The organism is Acidithrix ferrooxidans, assembly GCF_000949295.1.
In the GTDB taxonomy this organism is placed as follows: domain Bacteria; phylum Actinomycetota; class Acidimicrobiia; order Acidimicrobiales; family Acidimicrobiaceae; genus Acidithrix; species Acidithrix ferrooxidans.
In genome coordinates this window covers 1-24,790 of sequence record NZ_JXYS01000009.1, presented here as the reverse complement: position 1 = coordinate 24,790, position 24,790 = coordinate 1, and the positions used below count along the sequence as shown (strand labels likewise).

Annotated in this window: 18 protein-coding genes and 2 pseudogenes; 9 read left to right on the top strand and 11 right to left on the bottom strand. The window is 47.1% G+C overall.

Going from position 1 to position 24,790, the window contains the following annotated elements:
* Nucleotides 1-553 (bottom strand): annotated as a pseudogene (locus AXFE_RS02065) (IS1634 family transposase); the annotation flags it as partial.
* 454 nt (nt 554-1,007) lie between these two features.
* Between AXFE_RS02065 and AXFE_RS02060 the strand changes: the two are divergent.
* Nucleotides 1,008-1,439 carry a site-specific integrase gene (locus AXFE_RS02060; protein ID WP_052604237.1) on the top strand — a complete coding sequence of 144 codons (432 nt, stop codon included), beginning with the start codon at nt 1,008-1,010 and terminating at the stop codon, nt 1,437-1,439.
* Between the two features lie 127 nt (nt 1,440-1,566).
* On the opposite strand, the gene AXFE_RS18190 is transcribed toward AXFE_RS02060, so the two are convergent.
* The 3 genes from AXFE_RS18190 to AXFE_RS02050 form a co-directional block, all read right to left on the bottom strand.
* Complete coding sequence (locus AXFE_RS18190) at nt 1,567-1,743, bottom strand: winged helix-turn-helix domain-containing protein (RefSeq protein ID WP_082058401.1); 177 nt, start codon at nt 1,741-1,743, stop codon at nt 1,567-1,569.
* Nucleotides 1,744-2,164: 421 nt separating this feature from the next.
* Nucleotides 2,165-3,016, bottom strand: a complete 852-nt coding sequence (locus tag AXFE_RS02055) for a hypothetical protein (RefSeq protein WP_152625805.1) — start codon at nt 3,014-3,016, stop codon at nt 2,165-2,167.
* 101 nt (nt 3,017-3,117) lie between these two features.
* A complete protein-coding gene (locus AXFE_RS02050) occupies nt 3,118-6,330 on the bottom strand; it encodes a DEAD/DEAH box helicase (protein WP_052604235.1) in 3,213 nt (1,070 codons plus the stop codon).
* A gap of 1,144 nt (nt 6,331-7,474) precedes the next feature.
* On the opposite strand from AXFE_RS02050, the gene AXFE_RS02045 reads away from it, so the two are divergent.
* Nucleotides 7,475-8,602, top strand: a complete 1,128-nt coding sequence (locus tag AXFE_RS02045) for a class D sortase (protein WP_052604234.1) — start codon at nt 7,475-7,477, stop codon at nt 8,600-8,602.
* 281 nt (nt 8,603-8,883) lie between these two features.
* On the opposite strand, the gene AXFE_RS02040 is transcribed toward AXFE_RS02045, so the two are convergent.
* Both AXFE_RS02040 and AXFE_RS02035 read right to left on the bottom strand, forming a co-directional pair.
* Nucleotides 8,884-9,144, bottom strand: a complete 261-nt coding sequence (locus tag AXFE_RS02040; RefSeq protein ID WP_052604233.1) for an anti-sigma factor family protein — start codon at nt 9,142-9,144, stop codon at nt 8,884-8,886.
* Nucleotides 9,141-9,701 carry a sigma-70 family RNA polymerase sigma factor gene (locus AXFE_RS02035; protein ID WP_052604232.1) on the bottom strand — a complete coding sequence of 187 codons (561 nt, stop codon included), beginning with the start codon at nt 9,699-9,701 and terminating at the stop codon, nt 9,141-9,143. The genes AXFE_RS02040 and AXFE_RS02035 overlap by 4 nt, the downstream gene beginning before the upstream one ends.
* Nucleotides 9,702-10,271: 570 nt before the next feature.
* On the opposite strand from AXFE_RS02035, the gene AXFE_RS02025 reads away from it, so the two are divergent.
* Nucleotides 10,272-11,357 carry a mechanosensitive ion channel family protein gene (locus AXFE_RS02025; RefSeq protein ID WP_160291690.1) on the top strand — a complete coding sequence of 362 codons (1,086 nt, stop codon included), beginning with the start codon at nt 10,272-10,274 and terminating at the stop codon, nt 11,355-11,357.
* Between the two features lie 667 nt (nt 11,358-12,024).
* Nucleotides 12,025-12,462 carry a hypothetical protein gene (locus AXFE_RS02020; RefSeq protein WP_052604229.1) on the top strand — a complete coding sequence of 146 codons (438 nt, stop codon included), beginning with the start codon at nt 12,025-12,027 and terminating at the stop codon, nt 12,460-12,462.
* A gap of 599 nt (nt 12,463-13,061) precedes the next feature.
* Here AXFE_RS02020 and AXFE_RS02015 read toward each other — a convergent pair.
* The 3 genes and pseudogenes from AXFE_RS02015 to AXFE_RS02000 form a co-directional block, all read right to left on the bottom strand.
* Nucleotides 13,062-14,162 (bottom strand): annotated as a pseudogene (locus AXFE_RS02015) (IS630 family transposase).
* A 290-nt stretch (nt 14,163-14,452) separates the two neighbouring features.
* Nucleotides 14,453-15,877 (bottom strand): APC family permease, encoded by a 1,425-nt coding sequence (locus AXFE_RS02010; RefSeq protein WP_052604238.1) that lies wholly within the window; start codon nt 15,875-15,877, stop codon nt 14,453-14,455.
* Nucleotides 15,878-18,234: 2,357 nt separating this feature from the next.
* The gene (locus AXFE_RS02000) at nt 18,235-20,304 is read right to left on the bottom strand and encodes a hypothetical protein (protein ID WP_052604227.1); all 2,070 of its coding nucleotides are present in this window, start codon (nt 20,302-20,304) and stop codon (nt 18,235-18,237) included.
* A 1,169-nt stretch (nt 20,305-21,473) separates the two neighbouring features.
* Here AXFE_RS02000 and AXFE_RS01985 point away from each other — a divergent pair.
* From AXFE_RS01985 to AXFE_RS21000, 5 genes are read left to right on the top strand one after another with little or no spacing between them, the layout of a single operon-like run.
* Entirely contained in the window at nt 21,474-21,794 is a 321-nt protein-coding gene (locus AXFE_RS01985; RefSeq protein ID WP_052604224.1) for a transposase, read from the top strand.
* Entirely contained in the window at nt 21,794-22,663 is an 870-nt protein-coding gene (locus AXFE_RS01980; protein ID WP_052604222.1) for an IS3 family transposase, read from the top strand. Before AXFE_RS01985 ends, AXFE_RS01980 begins: the two co-directional genes overlap by 1 nt.
* 5 nt (nt 22,664-22,668) lie before the next feature.
* Nucleotides 22,669-22,836 carry a hypothetical protein gene (locus tag AXFE_RS20340; RefSeq protein ID WP_200891162.1) on the top strand — a complete coding sequence of 56 codons (168 nt, stop codon included), beginning with the start codon at nt 22,669-22,671 and terminating at the stop codon, nt 22,834-22,836.
* The gene (locus tag AXFE_RS21005) at nt 22,814-23,131 is read left to right on the top strand and encodes a reverse transcriptase domain-containing protein (protein WP_052604221.1); all 318 of its coding nucleotides are present in this window, start codon (nt 22,814-22,816) and stop codon (nt 23,129-23,131) included. The genes AXFE_RS20340 and AXFE_RS21005 overlap by 23 nt, the downstream gene beginning before the upstream one ends.
* Nucleotides 23,132-23,168: 37 nt before the next feature.
* Entirely contained in the window at nt 23,169-23,621 is a 453-nt protein-coding gene (locus AXFE_RS21000; protein WP_052604220.1) for a group II intron maturase-specific domain-containing protein, read from the top strand.
* A 507-nt stretch (nt 23,622-24,128) separates the two neighbouring features.
* Here AXFE_RS21000 and AXFE_RS20995 read toward each other — a convergent pair.
* Both AXFE_RS20995 and AXFE_RS01965 read right to left on the bottom strand, forming a co-directional pair.
* Complete coding sequence (locus AXFE_RS20995) at nt 24,129-24,323, bottom strand: hypothetical protein (protein ID WP_082058400.1); 195 nt, start codon at nt 24,321-24,323, stop codon at nt 24,129-24,131.
* Nucleotides 24,310-24,790, bottom strand: a 481-nt coding sequence (locus AXFE_RS01965) for an IS630 family transposase (RefSeq protein ID WP_152625803.1), incomplete at its 5' end; no start/stop codon positions are given. The genes AXFE_RS20995 and AXFE_RS01965, both read right to left, overlap by 14 nt.

The following is a 24,790-nucleotide window of genomic DNA, read 5'->3' as shown; positions in this document are numbered from 1 at the left end:
TACCACATATCTCAGGTAATGAAGAGTTGGAGTTGATATACGAATAGGTCTTTCGATCAGATCCAGGATGAATAAGACGAGCTATTATCGTTGCCTTGGCAATACCAAGGGATTCACCCGATAGACCTGCACTCTCTAGGATCTTATCGAAGCTAAGAGCTTCATAGAACGAGTTTCCTATGAGTTCTGGACCGATACTTCTACTATTGATAGTCTTAGCACTAGAGAGATCCACCATCTCAAGGTCAGCCTCAGTAGTTCTTGTTTCTTTAGCGGCTGCAACTTCGGAACGAATTGCATACTTAGTGATTGCCAGATCGACGTATCTGGCAATAATAGGATCTGATTCAAAGAGTGAGGTTACTCCAGAGAGTCTCTGGGCTATAGCATTGGCCAGAGCTGGCCACAATGACTTATCCAGGTCCAGTTCGGTCAAGGTCATTACTATACGTTGACGGGGACCTTTTTCACAGCGGTAGGACTCAACGAGTTGGTACTTACTGTAGCTAACGCCGGTCTTTTTATTAACTGTTGGAGTTTCACGGATAAACACAACAAGACAATAGCACCATGTCAGAGCTAATGCAAGTCATAATCAAAACTACTCAAAAATTAGGACACTACATTCGCGACCCAAAAAGACCTAATACCCATCTACCAGGGCATCTATAAATCGCCCAAGTCGAAAATCGCCCAAAATCCCCTCAAAAGGGACCAATTAGGGCGATTTTTCGGGAAATCTGCGAAAGATGGGCTAAGCGATATAGACCCTGATGTCTAGCTATCACCTGGATCTCACCTGCTGCTTTTCCGGTTGTCGTTTGTCTTTTTTATCCCGAAGTTTTAGTTATCCCGAATTAATTGCCCAAGTCCTGGTCAGGGTCTCAAGAGTAGGCAAATCTTCGGGATAACCAAAAGATCAAACCCCAAGTGCATTTACCCAAATCACAACATCATCCATACTTATGACACCGACAACAACGCCGGTTCGAGCTATGGAGAACCAGATGGAGAAACAGCTTTCACTTGAGGATTTGATCGTTCGTAGAAGAGAAGCGATTGCTCCCCTTAACCACAGCAAGTCAACGCTGTGGCAATATAACTACGGCTGGGAAGAACTGCGCTTTTATTTTATTGCCCATGGCTACGACTCATTTTTGATTGACCTGGCAGGTCGTTATGTTGATGAGGCCAGGGTAACCGACAAACAAGATGCGCCAAAGATATGGAAATTCAAGCTATTTCGTCATACCCGGGCAGTGCACTTGTACCAAGGAGGTATGCCGCTCTCGTGCATCAAGGACTTTCTCGGCCATGTATGTGTCAATGCTACCGACAGCTACGGCGCTGTTGACTTGAAGATGATGAAACAAGCACTTCTAAAAAAAGTTTGTAAACGGCGATGCCCCTCGAGAGATCCCACTGTGGTAAGACGATGAAATGCTGTTGATGCAGGTATCTGGGTTGAAATACGCGAACTTGGTTATTCCGAAGGTTTGCCTACTCTTGAGACCCTGAACAGGACTTTGGCAATTGATTCGAGATAACTAAAACCTCGGGATAATCTCATGGTCCTTGGTTAATAACGCCTGCTTTGGCGAGCCTATCGAGCTGTCGACTTACGCTTTGGTGTGATATACCAAGCGATGTTGCTATCTCTCTATTGCTGTAACTACCCTTGGTTACAAGAGCCAATAATTTACGGATATCCTTCATATCCACCTTCCATTTCTTTGAAGCCATTTATGTTGATTCCTCCTTTGGTGTCCGCTTTTTTAAGACGCCAAAGCAAGTTAATCAGATAAAGAATCAGGTGGTCCAAAGATTCCGGCGAGGTGGTCCAAAGATAAACGAAAAGTCAGTGGTCTTTGAATGCTCCACAAACACTGCCTAATTATCTGATTCTTGCTAGGAGCTAGGGACGTTTGTTCTTTGCGCTTACCGTCTCACCCAAAGATTTCCCGGCTTTGTTTATGGCTTTACTGGGCCCACCCTCTATCGACTAACGCATAGGTTCGACGACTTAAGACTTTGGTTTTTTTACGCGCATTCTCACCTTATGCTACTTGGCTATTGGATAGAGCGTTAGATCGACAGCCGATAATAACTATCTCTTTATCGATAAAACGGGGATAGTTGTATCCAGCTTTCGCGTTTGGGGTCATTAAAAGTCGGGCTCTTCGTTTCCGTTCAGGTGGTATTTAACCAGCTCATACATCTCGTCAAAGAATGAATTGAGGGAGCCGAGGGTGCCGTTAATTCTATTTTTAGGTATGAGGCTTATCGGATCGAGGATTTCTTTGCTAAGTTCGCCGAGGTGTTCAGCCAATGCGATTGGACTCTTCCCGTACCTTTTCACAGTGGTAAATCTAACTACATCATGGAAGTCTGGCCAACCAAATGTGTCTGTGATGTTGTCTGGGTCGTTAGAAAGAGAGTCCCTTTCATCACCATCTCTCAGCTGCGAAACAAGAGCGTGTAGCTCATTTGGCTCGATTCCAAGAAAAGTTAGCGCGAGATCGAGATCGTTCTCTATCTTGTCAGCGATCGCATTTGCCAAAGCAATCTGATGTTTGCAGGTTGCGTCCCAGTCATAGCAGTTACAAACTCCCTCCATGGCGAGATGGTCGAGGAAGAGTTTAGTTCCATCACTCAATGTGATTCCCATTAGCGCCTCATTAAGACGTCCTTCACGAAAGTCTACGTAGCAAGCTGCGTCGCTAGCGATTGCGTTCGCTAGAACTTCAGCATGAGCGGAGAAGCTTTCGTCTACTCCGACGGCGACCTTGTACCTTTCTGAATTGGACCCTCGTACATGACCCAATGCAGCACCATCTTCGATCGTCAATCGCTTGGATACGGCGCCTTTGCGCCAATAGGATCGTCCTCGAGCGGCCCGATCTTTTCCAGAACTTCGCTCTAGATTATCTAGAATTATCTGGAGCCACCAACTTCGTTTGGCGTTACTTCTCGAGGGGGCTTCTGGAGTTCGACGCACATTTGCAAGGACGGCCATCTGCTCCTCGAGGTTCAAGGAATGAAAGTTTTTGGAATAGAGGATCTGTGATATCAGGTTTAAAGGCGACGAAACCAATTCAACTGCACCTGTTTCTTTGTCTAATCTTGTTCGGATGGAGTGAGGCTGAGGAGGTCCATTAGCGCGGTGTCATCTAGTTCGGTGATCCAGGTCTCTCCAGTTGAGATCAGACTATCCGCCAGAGCCTTCTTCGATTCGATTATGGCATCAATTCGCTCCTCGAGAGTACCTTCGCAGATCAACTTTCTAACCACGACGTCTTTACGTTGTCCTATTCGGAATGCTCTGTCTGTGGCCTGTGACTCTACTGCTGAATTCCACCATCTATCGTAGTGAATCACATGGTTGGCCGCTGTTAAATTTAAGCCAGTACCACCTGCTTTTAGAGAAAGTAAAAAGATTGATGGCCCGCCTGGGGTGGCAAATTCACTTACCATCGAATCACGTTGTGGCATTGTTGACCCGCCATGTAGATATAAGACTCTTTGTCGAAATCGTTCTTGGAGGTGTTCGTGTAGGAGATTGCCAAATGTCGTGAATTGAGTAAAGATGATTACCTTTTCATCACCTTCTAAAATCTCCTCTAGCAGCTCCTCTAGCCTTTGCATTTTGGCCGAATTACCTCTAAGCGAGGTGGCTTCTTTTACCAGGGTCGGGTGGTTACAGATCTGCTTCAACCTGGTGATCGAAGCCAGAATCGCTCCGCGTCTCTGCATCTGACTCGCTGATTCCAACGACTCTTGTAGTCTTAAAACTGCATTCTTATAGAGTGCTTCCTGTTCTTGAGAGAGGCCGCAGTACTCCTTGATCTCGATCTTGTCTGGGAGGTCAGCAATAATGGATTTATCTGTCTTTAGCCGCCTAAGGAGGAAGGGAGCTATAGCCTTGCCAAGGTGGGTTGCAACCGTCTGGTTGTTCTCCCTTTCAATGGGAATCGAAAACTTAGTTCTAAAACCAGTTCTAGAGCCAAGAAGGCCTGGGTTTATGAAGTTCATAATCGCCCAGAGTTCGCCGGTGTGGTTCTCTACCGGCGTGCCTGTTAGTGCAATCCTGCGGCTAGAGATAAGAGAATTCGCAGCAACTGTCATGGCTGCGGAGGGATTTTTGATATTCTGGGCTTCATCAACGACGACGCGGTGCCATTTGAGCGCAGATAGCGTTGAGATATCTCTAGCCAATAGGGAGTAACTCGTTATGACGACGTCGTGTTTTTTTACACTCTCGGTGAATTCGACTCCATCTGACCGATTGGATCCATGATGAACCATTACCGAGAGGGCGGGGTAAAAGCGTGCGAGCTCTCTCTTCCAGTTTCCAACGACCGAAACCGGAGCAATTATTAGAGTTGCATGAGTCTCGGTGATCTCTGTGGAAGGAGAATCAGAGGAAGATGTCGATGATGGGGACTCTGAAATTTCAAAGGTTGCCGCCGATAGTAAATCTTGATGTTCCTGGGCTAAGAGCGCTATTATCTGTGCGGTCTTTCCAAGGCCCATATCGTCAGCTAAGCAGGCGCCTAGGCCTATTGCCTCTAAGGAAGCTAGCCAATCCACCCCGCGCCTTTGATAGTCTCGAAGGGGGAGTGTGAAGCCTTTGGGTTCTACGAAAGACTCCAGTGCTCGCTTGCGTCCCTTGGCCATAGCATCGATAAGTGTTTGGGGGTCTGGTCGCTCGATAGAGATGAGATCATCGTCATCTATATCGCCGATTGTCTCAGAGAGGATTGATGCGAGTGTTCGCTTGGATTGTTGCTCGTGGCGTGTTAGATACGACAGAGCCCGGGTCAATCCACGCCTGTCTACGAAGAACCAATCGTCATCGACTTTGGCTATCGGACTTTGACTTGCTAGCAGCGACTCTATCTCCTCCCGCGAGAGCTCCCTTTCGCCAATGCTAACTTTGGCGGTGAAGGTAAAGAGCGCTTCAAGGCCCATCTTGGGATTCTTGGACTTTACAGGCGCGCTAGAAATATGCACCTTGGGCTTTATCGCATCGCGGAGCGTGCGAGGTAGCAGGAGTGCAACGCCCTCTTTTTCTGCGAGGATGGCGGCGGTTCCGCGCACGAATGTAATTACATCGTTGCTTGGAATTAAGATCCGACCACCTTTACCAAGTTGGGCAGCCTGCTCAATCAAAGGATCATAGGTGGCAATGCGAGTGAGGGACTTCAGATAGATTAGCTCAGCTTCATCCGGGGTGATTTTGAGTTCGTCGAGAACCGATTCAAGGTCATTCGGCGAGCTTGGATCCAGGAAGGTTCCTAGCGCATTACGTTGAGAGAGGCCAAATGCAACCTCCCATAGGTCCTCTGTTGGGTCGGCGTCTTCGTCACTTGTTTCGGCTTCGTAATATCCAGGTGGAGAGATCCTTAGGGCTAGTCGTAATGGAGCGAGCTCGCCTTTTACTCGTTCTCGCCACTCATCTAATATCTCGGGGAGTCGACCTTGAAGGGTGAAGTTAGATACAATAGGCGAAAGTGGATTATCGGCTAGTTTGGCCAAGAAGTGATCTAGTGGTTTGGAACCTGTGGCGTGGTAGTACGAGAACCAAATCGGATCGCTAATTGCCTCGCGAATCTCTTGATCCAGCATGATGTCGATGGCGATACGAAGCAATTTGGGTGGTAGCGCTGCACTTTGATCCCTTGTAGATAGGACTTTTGCGAATAGTTCGCCGGTTCCCTCTTCGAGAATGTGGCGAACGAACTGAACATCTTGGCGTCCCAAAATACTCTTCCATCGACCGTTAGCGGCACCCGGGTTGCCAATTATCGGCGAAGCGTAAGGAATAAATTGCTGTCGCTTTACCAACGAGAGGGCAAATTCAGCGATTATGGCAAGGGTTTGGGTAGATGGTGACTGCATGAAACGAAGGGTCTCATCTGAACCACTGACAGAAACTTCCAACTCGCCAAGCTTGTCTAGGACCGTGAGAATCTGATTTGCGCCAAGCAGAGGCATTGTTCCCAAGATAGGAATCGAGAAATTCGATAGCCCGGACTTTTTGGGAAAGTCCGAAGGTATCTCTATCCAATTATTTGGCGATGGTTTTGGGACTCCTTTTGCGCAAATGGGTAGTCGCAGGCTATCTTCGGCCAGAAAGATTTCGACTCCACTAAAACAGCCCTCTATTGCTGTTCTGAGTCCCGATCGGGTCTTGGTTGGCCACCAAGAGAAAGGGTGCCGTGCGCTTTGAGTATTGATAGCGCTTGTTTCGGACCATCGGGTCTGTTCGAACCAAAAGACGATCCGTCCATTTGGCTCAATAAAACTTTGGATGAAAAAAGACAGCATTGCTCCTGTCGTATGGGATGATCGCACTTAGTTATGGCGTCAATCATCTCGTTGATTCACTAGACCCATCTAGTTTAGCCAAGATTGAAGGCGTTGAAACTATCAACTAGTGATCGGTTCAATCTTGTATATAGTGAGTTTTGGCAGGGCTAATGATTGGATTACCTCACTTTAGCTAACCGATCCATTAGCTTGCTTGCGTGGTTTGTGTCCGCGCTCATAAGCTGAAGGTAGTGAATGTTGGGCCAGAGCTATCGCGATGCACTAGAGGTTTTTGCGCCTTGTAACCTTGCAAGACGACTCTTTCGGCGATCCATCTTGGACACTACCATTCAGCAACCAACTCTAGCATAAACGTTACTATTGGCTTTACGAGGATGTCTTGGAGGTGCTGGAGCTATTTGGTTGCCACTCGATCGTAAATACCCCGCTTATCAGACTTTGGAAAATGAGCGAATCAAGCGCCATACCAAGGACAAGCTCGGGCGAACCCCCAATCGTTAGTGACTTGAGGCATCGTTACGTGATGAAATTTACCTTACTTATCGATAGGATTTAAGATTTTCCTCAACGATCTACTACTTCGAGAAAGCAAAGGTAGACGCCCAATTCGTCTACTTTTATTCTGCTTAATTGAAGTATCTTCTATAGTGCGCCTTATCTAGAGATTCAAATAAGAAATATGATTGGCGCCAGGTAAGCGTCACCACGTGAAGCTTGACAGATGGGTGGAATTCTTGTCGGAGATGCTCATCCCGTTCGGATGCAACTCTGGCTACCTGTTGGGATTGCTAACTTCTCAACAGGTAGATATGCATTCGATTGTTCTATTGTGGATTGCTAACTTGGATTCGATATCGGACCAGGTGCTACCAACAACCCTGGAACTTTTTTCTTTTTGGGGTAGACGCCGACAAATACAGAGTGAGCCGCCAATAGTAATTTAGGGCATTGCCTCGAACCTTGATTTAGCTTAGAGTGGTACAGGAGTCTTGTACTTGCTTGAAATTGCTGGTAGATTCAGAGTTGGGAATGGTAAAAAATTCGATGAAATTCAATTCAAACTAGCTGGTAGTTAGGTCGATTTAACTATAGGACTTAAAACGAATAATTTGCGCGGCAAAAAAGTAGGACAGATCACTATATGTTTGTAAAAAAGGGCAAGCACTTTCGTCAGCCGCTTCATATGATGCCTAAGCCTTCGCGTCAGCCGCTTCATGGGATGCCTAGGCGTCCCAGAGGTAAGATTCGTGTATCCATTGGTTTTAGCCTTTTAGCCGTCGCGGCGATTGGTGTGGGTTATCCCTTGTGGTGGAATAATCGTTCTTCGAGCGGAGCTGCTGCACTTTTAAAAAACACCTCGAAACAACTAATTGCAACCGCATATCGTCAAAGGCTGGGACAGGATTGCATAGCTTCACCAGGACCCGGTGTTCTGCAAGTTGCCAAGATCTCGCTAACTGCTCCCGTTCAACAAGGGCTAGGTAACTCGGTTTTGGATATCTCGATTGGTCATGACCCTCTAACGCCATGGCCGGGACCCACGACGACAGCCCTATTTGCGGCTCATGATGTAAGCTTCTTTTCACATCTTTCTCAGCTCAAACCCGGCGACACTATTACCTACACCGTGCCCTGTGCCACCTATACCTTCGCTGTAACGGGTGCAGTGGTTACAAAACCGGGTGCTTCGGTACCGATACCCAAAGGCGGCGGAGTGGTTCTCGATACCTGTTGGCCGCCCAATGCCCTTTGGTATACCCCGGACAGATACGTAGTAACAGCGCGATACGTTGGAACCAAGCCTCAAGGCTCCATTGATACCAGCTCAACTGTTCCATCTCTACCAACTGTAAAGATTGGCTTTGCCATTCCCCAAGGTCTTAACCCTGCGTTACTCATTCTCGGAAATAACACTCAGATGATGGGTGAGATGCAATTTAGCGGAACCCCATCAAGCTACTTTGAGCAGTCGAATGCGCCCCTTGTGATTGAGGCAACAGCGTTACAGGGGTGGTTTGGTGTCATTCACGCATTGGAGGCCTCTTCTCAAAGTTGGTGGCGATCGCTCGCGCCTTCAGTTACCTATCCAACTTCGTTATCTGGGGTGAACTTGTCGTCTACCTCGGCGCTCTCAATTACAGAAGACATCGATGGTACAACTGCGACGGGCGTAACCCTCTCGGGGGGACTGAATCATCGGCTAGTTTCGGTAACTGAATCGATATCTAACAATGAACTCTCTATCACGAATGTGACGTTTGGCGCCTGATTCTTTGTCGATCCAATAGTTTTTGAGCGATAAGTAGTTCTTTTACGTCGGTTGCATTGTTGGTTTCTTTGATGACAACCCATTTCAAGGTTGGCATCGTTTGCGATGACCTTGAAGTTTCACTTTCGCCATAATGGCCATAGCGAAGATGTCTCAGGATGGTTTGTAACCAAGCTCGTGGTTGCAAACAAGCGCTAAACTATTTCGAACCTTGACCCTTTGCTCTTTCGAAAGAGACTAAAGTGCCTGCCAAGACAAGGCTGTCTAGTGGTTCTTGGTCTTCATGGTTGGTTACGTAGTTGCTCACCGCGTAGTTTCAATTCGTTGAGCAGTACTGAATCTATTTCAGGAGCGCTTTGTCTCAAAGCTTTTTTTATGTCGCTGTAGACGGTCGCCTCAAGGCCACAACGACGACAAACCTCTAGATGAGCCTTTGTCTTTCGGCGGGATGGTTCAGGCAAAGTTCCATCTAAATATTGCTGCAGTCTTCGTATGTTGTGCATACATTCGATCCGCTTTGCGGTTTCGATAAATGGATTCATCGCAACCCTCTCTTTGGTGCAAGGCCAGCATCGCTAAGGTGTTGGCGAATTGACGATCGACCTCTGTGTAGGCGGCTCATTACCGTCCCTTGCGGAATGCCAAGGGCTTCCGCGGCTTCTCCGTAAGATAGGCCAACCACATCTATAAGTTCAATGACGAGGCGTTGAGCTGGCACCAAAGCGTTTAGGCCGGTTAGAACTTCCTCTCCAAATTGGCTCGCGAGAAATGCATCCTCGGCGGAGCCCCCGGAATGGGAGGAATTCTTCGAATTCTCAAATGCCTCAAGCTCCTCTTTTGTGATAAGCGAAGGCCGTCGCTTGCGGTAACGCTTAATTTGAGTATTTCGCATAATAGTAAAGAGCCAAGCGCGAGGGTATAAGCCATCAAAGTTGCCAAGGCCCTTGTAGGCATTTAACAAAGTCTCTTGGACAAGGTCGCTTGCGTCGCTGTGATTTCGAGTAATGGATAATGCGACGCGCGTTAGTACTTCGATTTCTGGCACGACATATCTATCGAATGAAATATTTAGCTGATCATGATCACTCGCGTTTGCCACGTTTGAGGAACCCTCTTTGAAGTTGAGCTATTCCAAAATAATTAAAGATTGCCTTTTGAGGAGTTGGCTCGCAGCTCCATTTGATTTTGAAGAACTAGCCAAACCAATGATGAAGAAGCGAGTTTTGCGATGGTTAGTCCTCCTTGAATCCACTACCGATGGTGCAGGCTTAGGAAGGATAGTTCCTATAAGCCGTATCGCACACTTTGATGATCCAAGATCAAGCCAAAGTCAACTCGAGTGAGACGCCATCTGCGCCCTCAAGGGCAGGATTGAATGCATGGACCGAGCCTACTCCTCGGTCGGAATGTACCATATCGACCTGCCATGCATTCCATAGGGCTTACCTAGCCGGTCTCTCTGGCTCATTGACACCTAGGGTTGGGGTTTGGTTGGTTGTTGCGTTTTGCCTACCTCAAAGCAACAGGTTGGGTCTCGATATTTATCGCGCCAATAAGAATCCTTTTTTGTTGGCGCTAGGTTCAAACCGATAGATAGATGGCTTTAGCACGCTCAGAGATCTCGTCACTCTTCGTTTACTCTTTGGTATTCCCGATAGGATCTAAGACAATGACCGCCATTCAAATCTTTGCGTCTTTTACTAACAACGTTCTCTCTAGCAACTGGCTCAGAGCACTAATTGCGATGGTGGGCTCTGTTGTCTTGGTGGTTGTCGTCTATGGAGTTCTCTCAAGACTATCCAAACGAAGACATTCCAAACACTTTGTTATGGTTATAAATAGCACCCGAAAGTCTGTTATCGCCTTTTCCTTTGCGCTCTCTGGCACTGAGTCGATTAGATTCGCCCCTTTTCGATGGCGACTTGGCCTTAACTACGCTGCTCAAATAGCGGTAATTCTTACAATTGTCTGGATTATTGTAAACATATTGGCCGTCGTATCCACCATGGTGGTGGAGAGATTTGATATTACGGTGGTCGACAACAGAGACGCGAGACGCACAGTTACCCAAGTAAGCCTGATCCATCGGGTGATATCGATCACGATAATCATCATCGGCATCCTGGTATCGCTCACCACCTTGCCAGCGATTAGGACGTTTGGGACTACGGTCTTGGCTTCAGCTGGCGTTTTGAGTATCGTTGCTGGAATCGCTGGTCAGTCAACGCTAGGTAATATGATTGCCGGGATTCAAATCGCATTTTCGGGTGCACTGCGGATTGGCGACGTCGTTGTAGTCCAAAACGAGTGGGGCACGATAGAGGCTATCACGTTGACATATGTGGTGGTAAAGATTTGGGACGAACGCAGGCTGGTATTGCCTGTCTCATATTTTGTAAATACTCCCTTTGAGAACTGGACGAGAGATACTTCCCAGCTCCTCGGCGCTGTTTTGATCTTCGTTGATTACTCGGTCTCTATCCCTGAATTGCGTAAGGAATTGATCGACTACGTATCTAGCCATCCTCTATGGGATAAGAGAGTAGTGACCTTGCAGGTTGTCAATTCAACTGAACTAGCTATTCAAATTAGAGCTTTAGTTTCATCATCAACTTCGGGAAATTCATGGAATCTACGCTGTGACGTACGCGAGCACTTGATCACCTATCTAATGGATAACAACCCTGGCAGCCTTCCCAGGGTGCATATTGACGTTGCAAAGCCGGCCGCGGGCAAGGATACGACGCAGAACTAGACGATCTGACATTAGCGGATTTAGCCCTAGACCATTACGGGACGAAATCGCTCCTCTTTCCTTTGGGCTAAAAATCTCTCAGTTCCATTCAAGTGTAACCAATTCGGCACCTATGGGCATTTTGATAGTGTCGGAGTGCCACTAGGCAAGAATCGTAGATTTTTACTTCAAAGTTAGCTTTTCTATGGCGGTTGTCTTTTGATCAAAGAACCAAAGCGGTCCGGTTGGTAGGTGTTTAGTTCCTTCGCGATGCCAAAGGCCGTTGAGAATACCAAGCTAGCGGCCACGAAGAATGTATACATGTGGCCATCTCTATTCATGATGTTCTACACATCGCTTTTACATGTGCCCCTTTTTTCAACTATTGGGAGTCGCTATTGCGGCCGAATCGTCCATGGGTATATTCTTTGGAATAAATGGAATGCTTTAACCTTTGGTTACGAGGGCCTATCAGCCGCCCAAAGACGCATCCAAGAACTGTAATTTGTCGATTAGTCAAAGTTGGACTCCGAGTTAAAGTAGATTTTCAGATAGTCTCAAGAGTCAAGGGCCCTGGCTGTCAAGTGAATAGAGGTCTAGGTTTTGCTAACTGCAACTAACAAGACCCCATTATCTCAAGTTTAGGAAGTGTGCAGACAATGCTAATGATTATGTTGTTGGAGCCATCATGAATCCAAGGTCAATGAATCGAGATGATAGCAATCCAATGGAATCTCGCCAAAGGAGATATGTCTCTCCCACGGCGACGCTTATGTGGATCCTATTTGGCGCATTTGTCTTTGGAATTGGATGGTTCGTTGGCATCTGGAGACTTTGGATGGATCAAGGATGGACTACTGCCCAAAAATTGATTGCGACTCTAATAGTGCCCGGAGGGCTACTGCCTGCCGTTACCCTTTTGGGGATGCCTTCTGGATCATCGAGTTGCTCCACAGGGTTGGTTGGTCCTAGCCATCAAGGACCTGTTGTAGTCCATTGCATCACAACAGGAATAGTTAGTTCCGCTATAGCTCTTTTTGCCTTGGCCTTGTTGATCCTAGCTCCCATTTCCGTTGCAATTTTTATGCATCGAAAGTACTATCAAAACGTCGCCGTAAAACTTTGAGTTGTTATTTGGAGCAACCGCGAACCATTCCGATTGCAGCTCTCATGGGAAAAGTGCTTTGTAGCGGTGATCGTAAATTTTGCGCCTAACAAATGGAGTCTATCCAAACTTCGCTGTGGCATGCGATGATACGATCCCTTTGTGCTGCTACTTCGAGCAATTGTTCCTACAGAATCAGTCCTCTAGGTCGAAGTTGGCAAAAGGATACATCCAAATATTTTTTAGAGGTTATCAGTCCTGCCATCGAATCAAATTCTCCTTTGACTTAGATAAATTGGAAGATAGAATTGTGCGCTGGAATAAAGAAGATTGACGGATATGGATCTGTCGCGATTCAACTTTACTATTAACGACAGACCCTTATCGCCGTCCTTGTGAAACTGGTTTTTTCCTTGGGTCTACAAGTGCCGGTCTTTCAAGTGAATTCTAAACCAGGTGCTATTTAATCTTGTGTTGTCATTTGGCACTTATCCATAGATTCAATGGTTTTTCCTTGGCCTGCCTAGCGAGCCCGTATAAGCGTCTTTTCTCTTGAAGAATGACCACGGGTGCAATTGATACCTCCCAGCTAGTGTCCCCTCTCATAAGTTCCCTGAGTTCTAGTTCCCCAGATACTTTGCCATCGATGCGAATATCTCGTCAGCTGTCTTTACCCACCTAAATGGTGTTGGGTCTTGGTTCCAGCGCTCTGCCCAGGTGTTGATCGAAGCAACGAGTTGCTTTTTTGACTTATGGGTGGATGTGTGGAGCATTTTGGTAGTCAGTTCCGAGAACCATCTCTCAACCAGGTTCATCCACGAGGAGTAGGTGGGTGTAAAATGGAAGTGGAATCTGGGGTTTTTTATGAGCCAGGCCCGTACAGCATCGGTTTTATGCGTTGCATAATTGTCCAGGATGATATGGACTTCGAGTTCTTTTGGAACTTCTTTTTTCACCTGATCCAAAAAGGCTATGAACTCGATCGCCCGATGAGCCTTTGTGGTGTTGGTGATCACCTTGCCAGAGGCAACATCAAGTGCTGCAAAGAGATTTGTTGTGCCGTTGCGTTTGTAGTCATGTGTTTGCCGCTCTGGAACAAAAGGTCTCATGGGAAGCAGTGGCTGGGTTCTATCCAACGCCTGGATCTGTGTCTTTTCGTCAATACATAGTACCAGTGCAGCATCAGGGGGATTGAGATAGATCCCAGTTATGTCGCGGACTTTTCGGTAAAGGCCGGATCGGTACTGATGTTGAAGTATCCCAAGACATGGGGCTTGAGGCCAAAGGTTCTCCAGATACGTGAGATGCTCGCTGGTGATACCCCGATCCGCTTGGACATTGAAGACGTCGACCACTGGGTAGCAAGCGGGGGCTCTTCTTCCAAAGTGATCCTTAGAATCTCGGCGATCTTTTCGTCATCAATGCTTCTCGGTTTTCCACTTCTCGGTGCGTCATCGAGAAGTTCCACTCCGTAGTTGATAAAACGCCGCTTCCATTTGCATACCGTCTCTGTAGATATCTGAAGTCTTTGCGCGATCTCGTTGGTGTCCAACCCCTTCGTTACTCCATAGGGCAATGCTGGCCCTTGCCACCTGTCCTATGGGAGCTGTGGACTTTCTTACCACTGCTTCTAATTCGCTACGTTCTTTGGGACTGAGCGGAACCACCGAAGCTTGTCGTCCAGATCTCTTCTTGGGCGGCTTGCTCTGGTTGGCATCAATGTTTGGCTCCTCTGAAACGGTGTGACTTTGCATCGTTCTCCCTTGCAAGGTTATGTCCTTACCAAGGAGAACAACCTTAGAAGGGATTAATTCCTCAGTTTCAGGGAAATTATGAGAGGGGACACTAGCTCTATCTATAGTTGGCGAAACGGTGCCCTTGAAGTCAATATTTGGCAGTTAGATTCGCCATTTTTAGGGTTTGAAAAGTAAAAAAAAAAGGGGGGGGAGGATGGGCTCAAGCGAGCATGGCATTGGCCCATTGAGCCCATCCGGTGAAAAATCGTCAGTTTCTATTCGTCGGCAACGATTGATCCGACTCTGTCGCCAAGCCCAGGGTTTCGCTTTGAAAGAATAGCGGCATAGATGACAGCTAAAACAACGATTGCGAGTGCGATGTAGGGATACCAGTTATAGGGAGTTGGTTGTCCAGGCTTAGCAAGGTAGTAAAGAGGTACCACTATTGATAAAGCACCTAAGATCGGCAAGACACCGTGACGGACAACCCTAAAGTCTGCCGGTCGGTATTTCTTGTAATAAAAGGGCAGAGCTAGGTTGGCCAAAAGGTAGACAATTAGTACCAGAATCGTTCCCATTGTGGATGACTCCGCGAAGAAGTTGATTGGGTCCATCGTCCCTGAACCCAACAAATGCGCGATCGCCCATCCGCCGATCAGTAGGACCGAGATACCTATAAAGGTCAAAATGGCGTTCATTGGAGTACGCCGCTCTTGATGCACCTTTCCAATTATTGAAGGCAAAAGTCCCTCTCTGCCCGCTGAGAAGATGAGCCTGGCTTGAGAGTTTGTCCCTGCCACCAGCGCACCGAGGGTAGAAGTCATACCAGCTAGGTATGCAAGAAATGCCAGAATTCCTATTGTCCCATTTGCGACAGTGATAAAAGGTATCGCAGCATTTCCTAGCTTGGTAACGTTGTAGTTGAAGCCTGTCACGGTTGCATACGCAAAGACGATATAGCTAATAGACATAATTGCGACCGAAGTAAATACGGCTTTAGGGACATTCTTCCTCGGGTTGTTTGTCTCCTCAGCAAGGGCTGCGGAATTTTCCCAACCGATAAAAAGATAGATTGCTAGCGGAAATCCAGCCGCAAGGCCAGACATCCCATTTGTTATATGGCTTGGTTCAAACGGAGTTAGCGAAAGGTGGCCACCGTTTTGGATGATCGCTACCACTGCCACGATTATGAGAACTGTTATTTCGAAGGCGAAGAAGAATCCAGCGACTTTGGTCGAAACCGAGACACCTCTAATCATCAAGATCACGGCAAGTATGGTAAGGATTACCGTTAGGATGCCCCAAGGTACGTTCCACTTTAAGTAGTGGTTGAGGATGATAGATAGAAACCCTCCCGAGACTGCAATTACCGAGGCCATGGCTACTATGTAGCCAACACCAGCCAAAATAGCAGTGGTAACTGCACTAGTTGGTCCAAATGTCTTTCCGACGAAAGTTATAAAACCTCCAGCAGATGGTTGAGCTTTAGAGAACTCCGAAAGGGTATTGGCTAGAAATGCGATGGCTATACCAGCGGCAACTATGGTGAGCGGTGATGCTACACCTGCGGTAACCGCTAGGAATCCAAAGCCGAAATAGAAACTCATCGCCGGCCCAATATTTGCCATTGTTGCAGCCGAAATATCAACTACGCCCAATGACCCAGAGGCCAACCGATGCTGGCGGCCGGCCGGAGCCATTGGTCTAGGTTCTACCTCTGTTCCAGACAATTTACCGGGAACAATATCTTCATTTGTGTCCAAAGGAGTTAGCCTTCCTTGATACATTATGGCGTGCCCCATTACACACCATCTATTTGAAGGATCTGCACCCCGCACCCTTGCTTCAAGAACGCTCAATATTTCGTTCTCCAGCATGGGTATTAGATCTTTTAGGAAAGGACTTTAGCAAATCCTAAAATAGGATCCGCTAAAAGTCCAGGATATTTACCACTAGAGCAATTTTATATTTGTGTATAATTCTAATTCATTCGATTTCGCCTGGCGGAATATCTAAATACGAGCAACAGAATCGACGTAATGTGACAGCTTGGCCTTGATTTCCAGGATTGGTAACCGTCTATGGCTCAGCGAAACCGCACATGGTCTATGGCCTCTATCGCTTTGAAGGGCAGCTACTAATATGGTTTCATTTCTGCTAGAGCATAAGATTTCTGTTAATGATGAAGCGAATTTCGTTACCGTTAGTAGCATCTTCTCGATGCAGCCTTAGATTGAAGCCCGCTGGGGCGGTGTGCTTTTTAATCTGGCAGTGGCGAACTTAACAATCATATTGTTGAAATATAAGTTAGGGATATGCTAGAAAGATCCTAGAGACTCCTAGGTTTCGCAGTAATCACCGAATCGCCTTACCACTCGTTCACGACTTCGGATCATAGAAGGAGATAGCCGACGCGCCATATGCTGACATCGCCATCCCTACAACATTGCATCAAATAACATCGGCTCTACGCGCAGTGGCGTTCCAGCACCCACCAAAACCAACGCAGCCGAACCAGACGGTCGTCTCATTCGTGCTCCTCCTTGTTGTGGCATCAGATACAATATTATGTACTACGACCCAACTTATTAGATGCATCATTATTGCATCTAACTGACTACAGGTGTTATATATCCATTCCCACCAGCGCTTTGGTGCGCGATGGACAAACTCCTATAGAACTGCTCAAAACTGGTTTCCCAGGTGGGAACTAATCACGAACCATGCTGAATGATGCATCAGACCTAACATTGCTCATTTTTGGCAAATAATCTAACACATGTGGAAAACGCTTCGCGTTTACACACAGGTGCCAGATCTCGACCACAGGCTCAACAACCAGCTACTACTACTACTAATTAACAAAAAGCTCTATGAATTTTCCTTAGAGTCGCGAACCCCTAAAAACAGCCCGATCCAAAAATCACAATAATTTTGGACCATTAAATGGGGACCCGCCACCGGCGCGATTGATTGAACTAACGCAGATGAAATTGTTCTTCGACGAGAGGTAATCGAGATAATTTTGAGTAGCGCTATCTCTTATGGCAACCCAAGTGCCGACTCACGCGGACGAAGTGTCAACGAAATAGCGTCCATAGTTATCTGTGGTTTGACAGCGAAAGTTTTCCTTATCGATGGATTGAATGCGGTTATCATCTGATAAGCGATAATCTTTTCAAAAGAGGCAACTGTCTAAGTCGGATATCATCCTTGTGCGGAACTTTCGATCTTGAATGGGCTTTTGGGTCGGCGAGCCTTGTCACTAAAGCCTTGACTCTTAACGTAACGTCAGATTTCTCTGGCTCTGGAGGAGGTCACCATATAGTTTCTCGTGGGCCGACTTGTCGCCTAAGGTGTTTTAAATGTCTATATCGAAGATCATCTGTTGGGGTGGTCGTTTGCTTTGCCTCTAGTACGATTATCACGGCAGAGACCCTTTGGGTCGGCACAGCTGCTAGGTGCGGTTCCCGCATCTCATTGAGCTTTGAGATATTCAGCTTTGAATTAGTTAACGATGACGCTAACACTTAAATCAACTTTTTTGCGGTGGTAAATTTACTGGCCTAGTGTCGCCAACGCGCCAAAGTTGGCGACTGAGGGCTATCGCAAAACCAGCGAAATGCTAGCGCGAGACGCGACCTGTCGATTCACTTGCTTGCCAAGTCGTCTTTTATTTGTATTTTTTTCTATGGTCATCTATCGCGATGTGATTTTAAATGTGTCTGACCAAAGCAAGTGCCGAGTGGTAAGGAATGTTCAGTCTCGCCAGCTTAGATCCCCAAAATCATGTTGTGTCGATATCAAGATTAGATCCTCTGGCGTTCGGCAATAGTTATTGCGGCCACCAGTCAAGATAGTCTTACCTGGGGTTTACCTTCACTATTTTCGAGATAACTTTCGGATTGGGTTACCGTGATGGAATCTTTAATACTTGTATGGGTACTTTGTGTAGTAGCAGTCGCCGTGGCCTGAACCCAATACCGAAAAAGGAGTATTCCCTGGATATTTTGGCCAAGTAACCCCTTGTGGTAGCCCTAGTTCCATAAGGCAATAATCACCTGCTGCAGTGAATTTTACTGTCGCTCAGAAAGCCTAGAGTTGTGCCACTTTTGAGATATTGCTCAAAATAGACGTTTTTTCGCCCCGGAACCAGGTATGGACCTACATTTTTCAAGGTACTTTGCGTTCCTACCTTGCACCATTTGAGCTGTCGGCTCAACAGATAAAGTGCGTTATTCGGCGAATATTCAATCAATGATCCATTCGGAAGGATAGTTTCAGGGCTATTAGAGGAGACGTAAGGCGGTAAGCCTGGCAGGCTTGGAACTCCACTGACCACCTCCCAATTGGCACCTCCATTACTAGAGATGCGCAAAGAATAGGATGAAGAGCCAGAAAGGAGATACCGGTTTGAGCCCGATTTGAAAAGTTCGGATTCAAAGCATGCATTGACAGAGCTAGGCCACGGTATCTGTTTTAGCGTAGCAGTTGAGGACTTCGAGAATAGGAGTGATTGGGAGCTCCCGTTCATGGCGCAATTTCCATATGTAACTCCACCAAAGCGGACGCAACCTCCGCTTTGTGTGCACTTTAGGGAACCCGTAATCCAGTCCTTGGCGTTGGTGGTAGTCTCAACTGCCAGATTGTTGGAAGCTGTGTTAAAGAATACCGAGATTCCATTTGTGTTTTGAGCAAATCCATCAAAGCTGGAAGGCGCCAAGCCGGATGGCGTTGGAATTTGACTCCAGCTCTTTCCTAGGTTAGAGGTAATAACTGGCACAAGCATAAACGGGGGACCGGCCGACGAACTATTTTGGCTGCTAAACCCAGCCGCTACGAGAAGCTGGCCCGATGAAGTCTTGTAATCGACCACGGTACTACAGACGTGAGGACCAAACGAAGGAGACCCTAGCAGGCTTCCGAGCGTCGATACTGGTATGTTTGATCGAGTTCCATGGTTCAATTCGGTGATGCCACTTTGAGTGCAACCTAACACCACACCGGGCAATGATTGGTTTATCGCAATCGCCAATAATCCCCCCAACTGCGGGTTTGTTGGCGATTTGAGTGGATAGCTACTCAGGAATGCCGCTGCATCTACTTTAACTTTTATTGCGCCAAGGTCAACGAAGGCGGCTTGGTTTCCACTTTTCTTGTATTTAATCAAATGGTAGGTTGAGATTGCCTTTGGGGTCATGTTGAATTGATAGACGAATGACTGGTTGGATCCTATGATATTGACCAGGGGAACGGATCCTGCAATTTTTACCACTTGACCTGGATAAACGCCTTTTGCACTCAGCTTCAAAATTTGCTTGGAGCTTGGTGGGTTGCTGGTTATCGAAAAATTGGTCTTACCTTCAGACGATCCGAGTCCGCACCCTCTAAATGAGACTAAACATTGCACTGAGACTTCGTAACTTCCAATCTTAGGATATGCAGGGAGGTCGTTATTTCGCGCTATCCAAGGTCCTGAGGGAAGGGTAAGGCTTGCCACAAAGTTGTGTGTTCCGCTCCAAGAAAGGGGAACTCCGTCATATTGAAGGCCCACTTCGCAGCCAGCCCAGCAAAAATTTGCATAAGAGGGGAGTGGAGATAGGTTTCCACTGACTTGTCCATGAATGGTAATGACGGATCCAGGCGGTCCATTTGAAGGAGCGAGTGAGAGCAAAACATGGGGTCCAGAATTGCCTTGCGCGTTAGTAGTTGGAAAGCCTTGAATTGTCGCATTGGCTCCTCTTTGGTTGATGCCTTGATCGACACTTAACCAATATGTCCCTGGTCTGAGGTTTGGGATTCGATAGCAGCCCGAGATTGCTCCACTCATCGATTGCCTGATTCCTCCAAAGGAACACCCCGCCTCAGGCAAAGTAGTGGCTACCAAAGATGGGTTGGTTGGTGTCTTTTTAACGTTTGCAAGTGTGACTGTTGCAGAAGAATTGGTTGTTTGCTTGGGGGTGGTGCCAGTTGTGGTGCTATTTCCACATGCACCCAATATCAGTGCTGCGAGGGTCAGTGCCAGCAGCGACCACGAGAAACTAGAGCTTGTTCGTCGATAGGATCTAGAAGCTATATCGTCACCTTCTGTTCTAGTGTTGCAGGCAGGATATCCAAGATTGACCAAGAGCCCTCAGGAGATTTAAAATTAGATTATTCGCTTTGAAATCATAGTTTCCGTCCCATAATAGCCCATCCTTGGCCCCTTGTCAAGGCCTAGGAGTGTCAATTATTGTAACTAAGGATATGTGGGTCGTATTTTGTGGGTCTTGCCCAGTGGCGCTATCAAAGATTCTGGTTGGGTTCAAATGTTGGCACAATGATTGGTTGGCACTTGTCGCCTTAGGAGATAGCTTGATGGCATTTAGTTGCAACCAAGTCAGTCGCCAATCATATTCAAAGAACTTTAGAGCGGACCCATTTGCAAGTTGCATCTGCTGAGGTACGAACTGATCCATACTCCTGGAATGCCATATCGATTGGGCGCATTTCAAATAATCGTGTGGTGGATAAATGATAATAAAGAGGGCTCTTTTATGGTAACTCCTAATCAGGCGGCCAAAATAGGCTATCGCTTCTTCGCCGATCCAAGGAACTGCGGATCTATTTGGACCAGAAGTTCGAAGGAGAGGGCAATTCACTTCTTTAGTGATTCAGCGCAATCCTATTTCCGTAGTTTTCATACCATATTGATCCTCCAAGATTAGGGAGTCATTTTTGGGAACTACTTCGTGATATCTAGAGGTAGTAACTTCAACATTGTCAGTGGATGCAGTGGAGATTCCACAAAGCCATAGTGGACATAGAAGACCTTCGCATTCTCATCCTTTGCACGCATGGGAAATAGCTGTTGTCTCTGATATCTAGGTTCGACCGCCAAGCGGTTCAACGGAATCGCCGGTATCTCTTTGGGCTGGTTTCGAAGTTATTTTTTTGGCGAAGGTGCGTGAAGTATGAAAGCGCTTAAAGAAGAGCTGAATGCAAGTTCCTTGCTCGCCACCTGTCTTCGGTGATCAACCAGGTTCGATTGGTAGCAGTGGTCTGGTTTTCTGAGAGTTCGCATAACCAGTCAGTGGTTCAGGATGGGTTTATCACAATCAAAGCCAACCGGAATATGTCCCGTGTCAAGCGAGTCAAAAAGGCGCAGTGGCTTAGGGTCAATGTTGTGAATCCTTGAGAATAAAATCCTACGGAACGAGTTTGCTCATTGCCTCTGGTAGGAGCGATGGTGAGGTTCCCCAGATTTAGTGGACACCTGTTAAGCCAACATAGATTGTTGGTAGAAAGGATGTCATCATGGGAGCAACAAGGCGTAAATTCACCCTTGAGTTCAAGACTGAAGCTGCTCATCGAGTTATAGATTCCGCCACGTTCATTCCAGAGGTAGCTAGTGAGCTATCTATTTCCCAAGAGGCTCTATATAGGTGGGTAAAAGATGAACGAATACGTCTAGAGGCAGCTTCTAGTGTCAATGAAGGACCACTGAGCGCTGATGAAAGAAGAGAACTCATAAAGCTTCGTCGTGAGATGGCAGAGCTCAAAAAAGATAATGAGTTCCTGGGAAAAGCAGCCGCGTACTTCGCAGCCAAGCAAGCAAACAAGAAAGATTTGCCCTGATGGAAGCGGAGTGCGCTAACTTTGAGATAGCACGAATGGCGCGACTACTTGAAGTGTCTCGATCTGGCTACTATGCCTGGCTACATCGGTTAGAGAACCCAGCCGATGCCAAGGTGGCTAGAAATGACCTTGAGGCAAAGATACTCTCCATTCACAGGGAATCTAATGGAACTTATGGCGCTCCAAGAATCACCGCTGAGCTTCACGATCGCGGGGAGGTAATCAGTAAAAACAGCGTTGCAACTCGGATGAGAGATCTTGGAATAGAGGGTATATCCCCCAGATCATTCAAGGTCAAAACCACTACCGCTGATCCAAAGGCTTGTTATCCCAGTGACCTCGTCGAACGTGACTTCGACAAGGGATATCTAAATGCCGTTCTTACCTCGGATATCACTTACTTGCGAGTTGGAGAGGGATTTGCCTACCTTTGTGCTATTCGTGATGAGCACTCCGGCAGGGTGCTTGGATATTCTGTCGATCGCCACATGAGGACAAGCCTTGTCATTGAAGCACTCCAGCAGGCAATCTCCCTCAGGGGAGACGATATCCAAGGCGCAATTTTCCATACCGATCGCGGGAGCCAATTCACCGATCGTCGCGTCGTGGAACTCTGTGAACAGAATGGCATTATCCGGTCAATGGGTAAAACTGGATCTTGCTACGACCATGCAACAGCTGAATCGTTCTGGTCGATCTTCAAACACGAGTACTTCTACCGGCACGTATTTGAAGGTATGTCCGAATTGAGGGCTGGGATTAGGAGTTACATGGACTTTTATAACCATAAAAGGCGGTACTCGAAGATCGGTAACGTCTCACCAGTTGGTTATGAACTAACATTATTGGAGTCCGCCAAGGCGGCGTAGTCAATGTGTCCATTATTTATGGGCAACCTCAAATCTGGTCAACACCCAAATCAAAGACAGATGCCATAACACAGGTGACGCAGCGGGGCTATCAGCCTTTGGCCCTTCGACGCATCTACATAGCCAAGAAAAACCCCAAAGAAGAGACCCTTGGGAATTCCCCTAATGGGTGATCGAGCATTCCAAGCTTTATATAAGCTGGCACTCGATCCCATCGCAGAGACATTGGAGGATCCGAACTGCTGCGGATTTCGTACCGCCCGCTCAAGGCAAGATGCGGCCGGACAGTGCTTTATCGTGCTGGCGAACTGCAACCGGGCACAGTGGATACTTGAGGGCGACATCAAAGGCTTCTTTGACAATATCAGCCACGACTGGCTAATCGCCAATATCCCTATGGACAAAGCGATTCTGACCAAGTGGCCAAAGGCTGGATACTCAAGAAAGAGGAAGGCTCTTTCTGAGTGACCTCGGGACACCGAAAGAGAGCCCAGTTTCAGCAGTATTGGCAAATTTGACACTAGATGGTCTTGAAACACTGCTCAAGCAGCAATTTCGAGGTCGCAAGGTCAACATGGTAAGATTCGCGGATGATTTTATCGTCACCGGCATCTCTAAAGAGCTGTTGGAATACCAGGTGAAACCTGTGATAGAAGCTTTTATGGCGGAGCGTGGTCTCATGGCCTCACCGGAAAAGACCAATATCACCAATATTGCTGATGGCTTTGACTTCCTGGGTTGGAACTTCCGAAAGTACAAGGGAAAGCTTCTGCAAAGGCCCTCTAAGGACAACATGGCTGCGGTTAAATCTAAAATATGCCAGATCATCTCCTCTAACAAGACGGCTAAGCAGGAAAGTCTCATACGACAACTGAACCCGGTAATCCGGGGCTGGGCGAACTATCATCGCCATGCCCTTGCCAAGGAAACCTTTTTCTCTCTAGATCGATATAGCTAAGGTAAGCATTCACCGCCTCGAAATCACCTCTAGCTGAACCCGATAGGATCCAGCCCTTTTCGTGGTGGTTCAGACGTAGCGTCTTTGTTTGCCTAGAGCATTAGTATCTGACCGGTCTTATCTCATTGAAAGCTATTTTTTAGAAAACTTTCGATGAAGCAAATCAGATGGAACTTGGATGGATGATCGGCCAATTCCACCCCATCCGCAGTATCCTGTACGAACTTTCGGAGCTTCCTCCCCCAACAACCGCTGATGCTAATTATTAGCCACATAAGAAAGGGGGGCACGGCTCAGCTATGGGTCGTGCCTACCCGACTACGTATTGGAATCAGCTACCCATTGTGCTATTCCTGGCTTAGAGTTGTCCGTAATCCTCAGAAAAGCGAAAGACAACTTTCTAATCCAACAGCGGGAGGACTATGGACAAATAAATATCAGAAAACGAGCCATTTAGGCATTAATTAAGGGACCTTCTAGTGTCCCCTCTCATAAGTTCCCTGAGTTCTAGTTCCCCAGATACTTTGCCATCGATGCGAATATCTCGTCAGCTGTCTTTACCCACCTAAATGGTGTTGGGTCTTGGTTCCAGCGCTCTGCCCAGGTGTTGATCGAAGCAACGAGTTGCTTTTGTGACTTATGGGTGGATGTGTGGAGCATTTTGGTAGTCAGTTCCGAGAACCATCTCTCAACCAGGTTCATCCACGAGGAGTAGGTGGGTGTAAAATGGAAGTGGAATCTGGGGTTTTTTTATGAGCCAGGCCCGTACAGCATCGGTTTTATGCGTTGCATAATTGTCCAGGATGACGTGGACTTCGAGTTCTTTTGGAACTTCTTTTTTCACCTGATCCAAAAAGGCTATGAACTCGATCGCCCGATGAGCCTTTGTGGTGTTGGTGATCACCTTGCCAGAGGCAACATCAAGTGCTGCAAAGAGATTTGTTGTGCCGTTGCGTTTGTAGTCATGTGTTTGCCGCTCTGGAACAAAAGGTCTCATGGGAAGCAGTGGCTGGGTTCTATCCAACGCCTGGATCTGTGTCTTTTCGTCAATACATAGTACCAGTGCAGCATCAGGGGGATTGAGATAGATCCCAGTTATGTCGCGGACCTTTTCGGTAAAGGCCGGATCGGTACTGATGTTGAAGTATCCCAAGACATGGGGCTTGAGG

Excerpts from the sequence above, each read along its gene's own strand:
- AXFE_RS02050 (WP_052604235.1), bottom strand. The coding sequence starts at position 6,330 with ATGCTGTCTTTTTTCATCCAAAGTTTTATTGAGCCAAATGGACGGATC.
- AXFE_RS18190 (WP_082058401.1), bottom strand. The coding sequence starts at position 1,743 with ATGGCTTCAAAGAAATGGAAGGTGGATATGAAGGATATCCGTAAATTA.
- AXFE_RS02045 (WP_052604234.1), top strand. The coding sequence starts at position 7,475 with ATGTTTGTAAAAAAGGGCAAGCACTTTCGTCAGCCGCTTCATATGATG.
- AXFE_RS01980 (WP_052604222.1), top strand. The coding sequence starts at position 21,794 with ATGGAAGCGGAGTGCGCTAACTTTGAGATAGCACGAATGGCGCGACTA.
- AXFE_RS02020 (WP_052604229.1), top strand. The coding sequence starts at position 12,025 with ATGAATCCAAGGTCAATGAATCGAGATGATAGCAATCCAATGGAATCT.
- AXFE_RS01985 (WP_052604224.1), top strand. The coding sequence starts at position 21,474 with ATGGGAGCAACAAGGCGTAAATTCACCCTTGAGTTCAAGACTGAAGCT.
- AXFE_RS02055 (WP_152625805.1), bottom strand. The coding sequence starts at position 3,016 with ATGGCCGTCCTTGCAAATGTGCGTCGAACTCCAGAAGCCCCCTCGAGA.
- AXFE_RS20995 (WP_082058400.1), bottom strand. The coding sequence starts at position 24,323 with ATGAACCTGGTTGAGAGATGGTTCTCGGAACTGACTACCAAAATGCTC.
- AXFE_RS02010 (WP_052604238.1), bottom strand. The coding sequence starts at position 15,877 with ATGGCTCCGGCCGGCCGCCAGCATCGGTTGGCCTCTGGGTCATTGGGC.
- AXFE_RS02060 (WP_052604237.1), top strand. The coding sequence starts at position 1,008 with ATGGAGAAACAGCTTTCACTTGAGGATTTGATCGTTCGTAGAAGAGAA.
- AXFE_RS02040 (WP_052604233.1), bottom strand. The coding sequence starts at position 9,144 with ATGAATCCATTTATCGAAACCGCAAAGCGGATCGAATGTATGCACAAC.
- AXFE_RS02025 (WP_160291690.1), top strand. The coding sequence starts at position 10,272 with ATGACCGCCATTCAAATCTTTGCGTCTTTTACTAACAACGTTCTCTCT.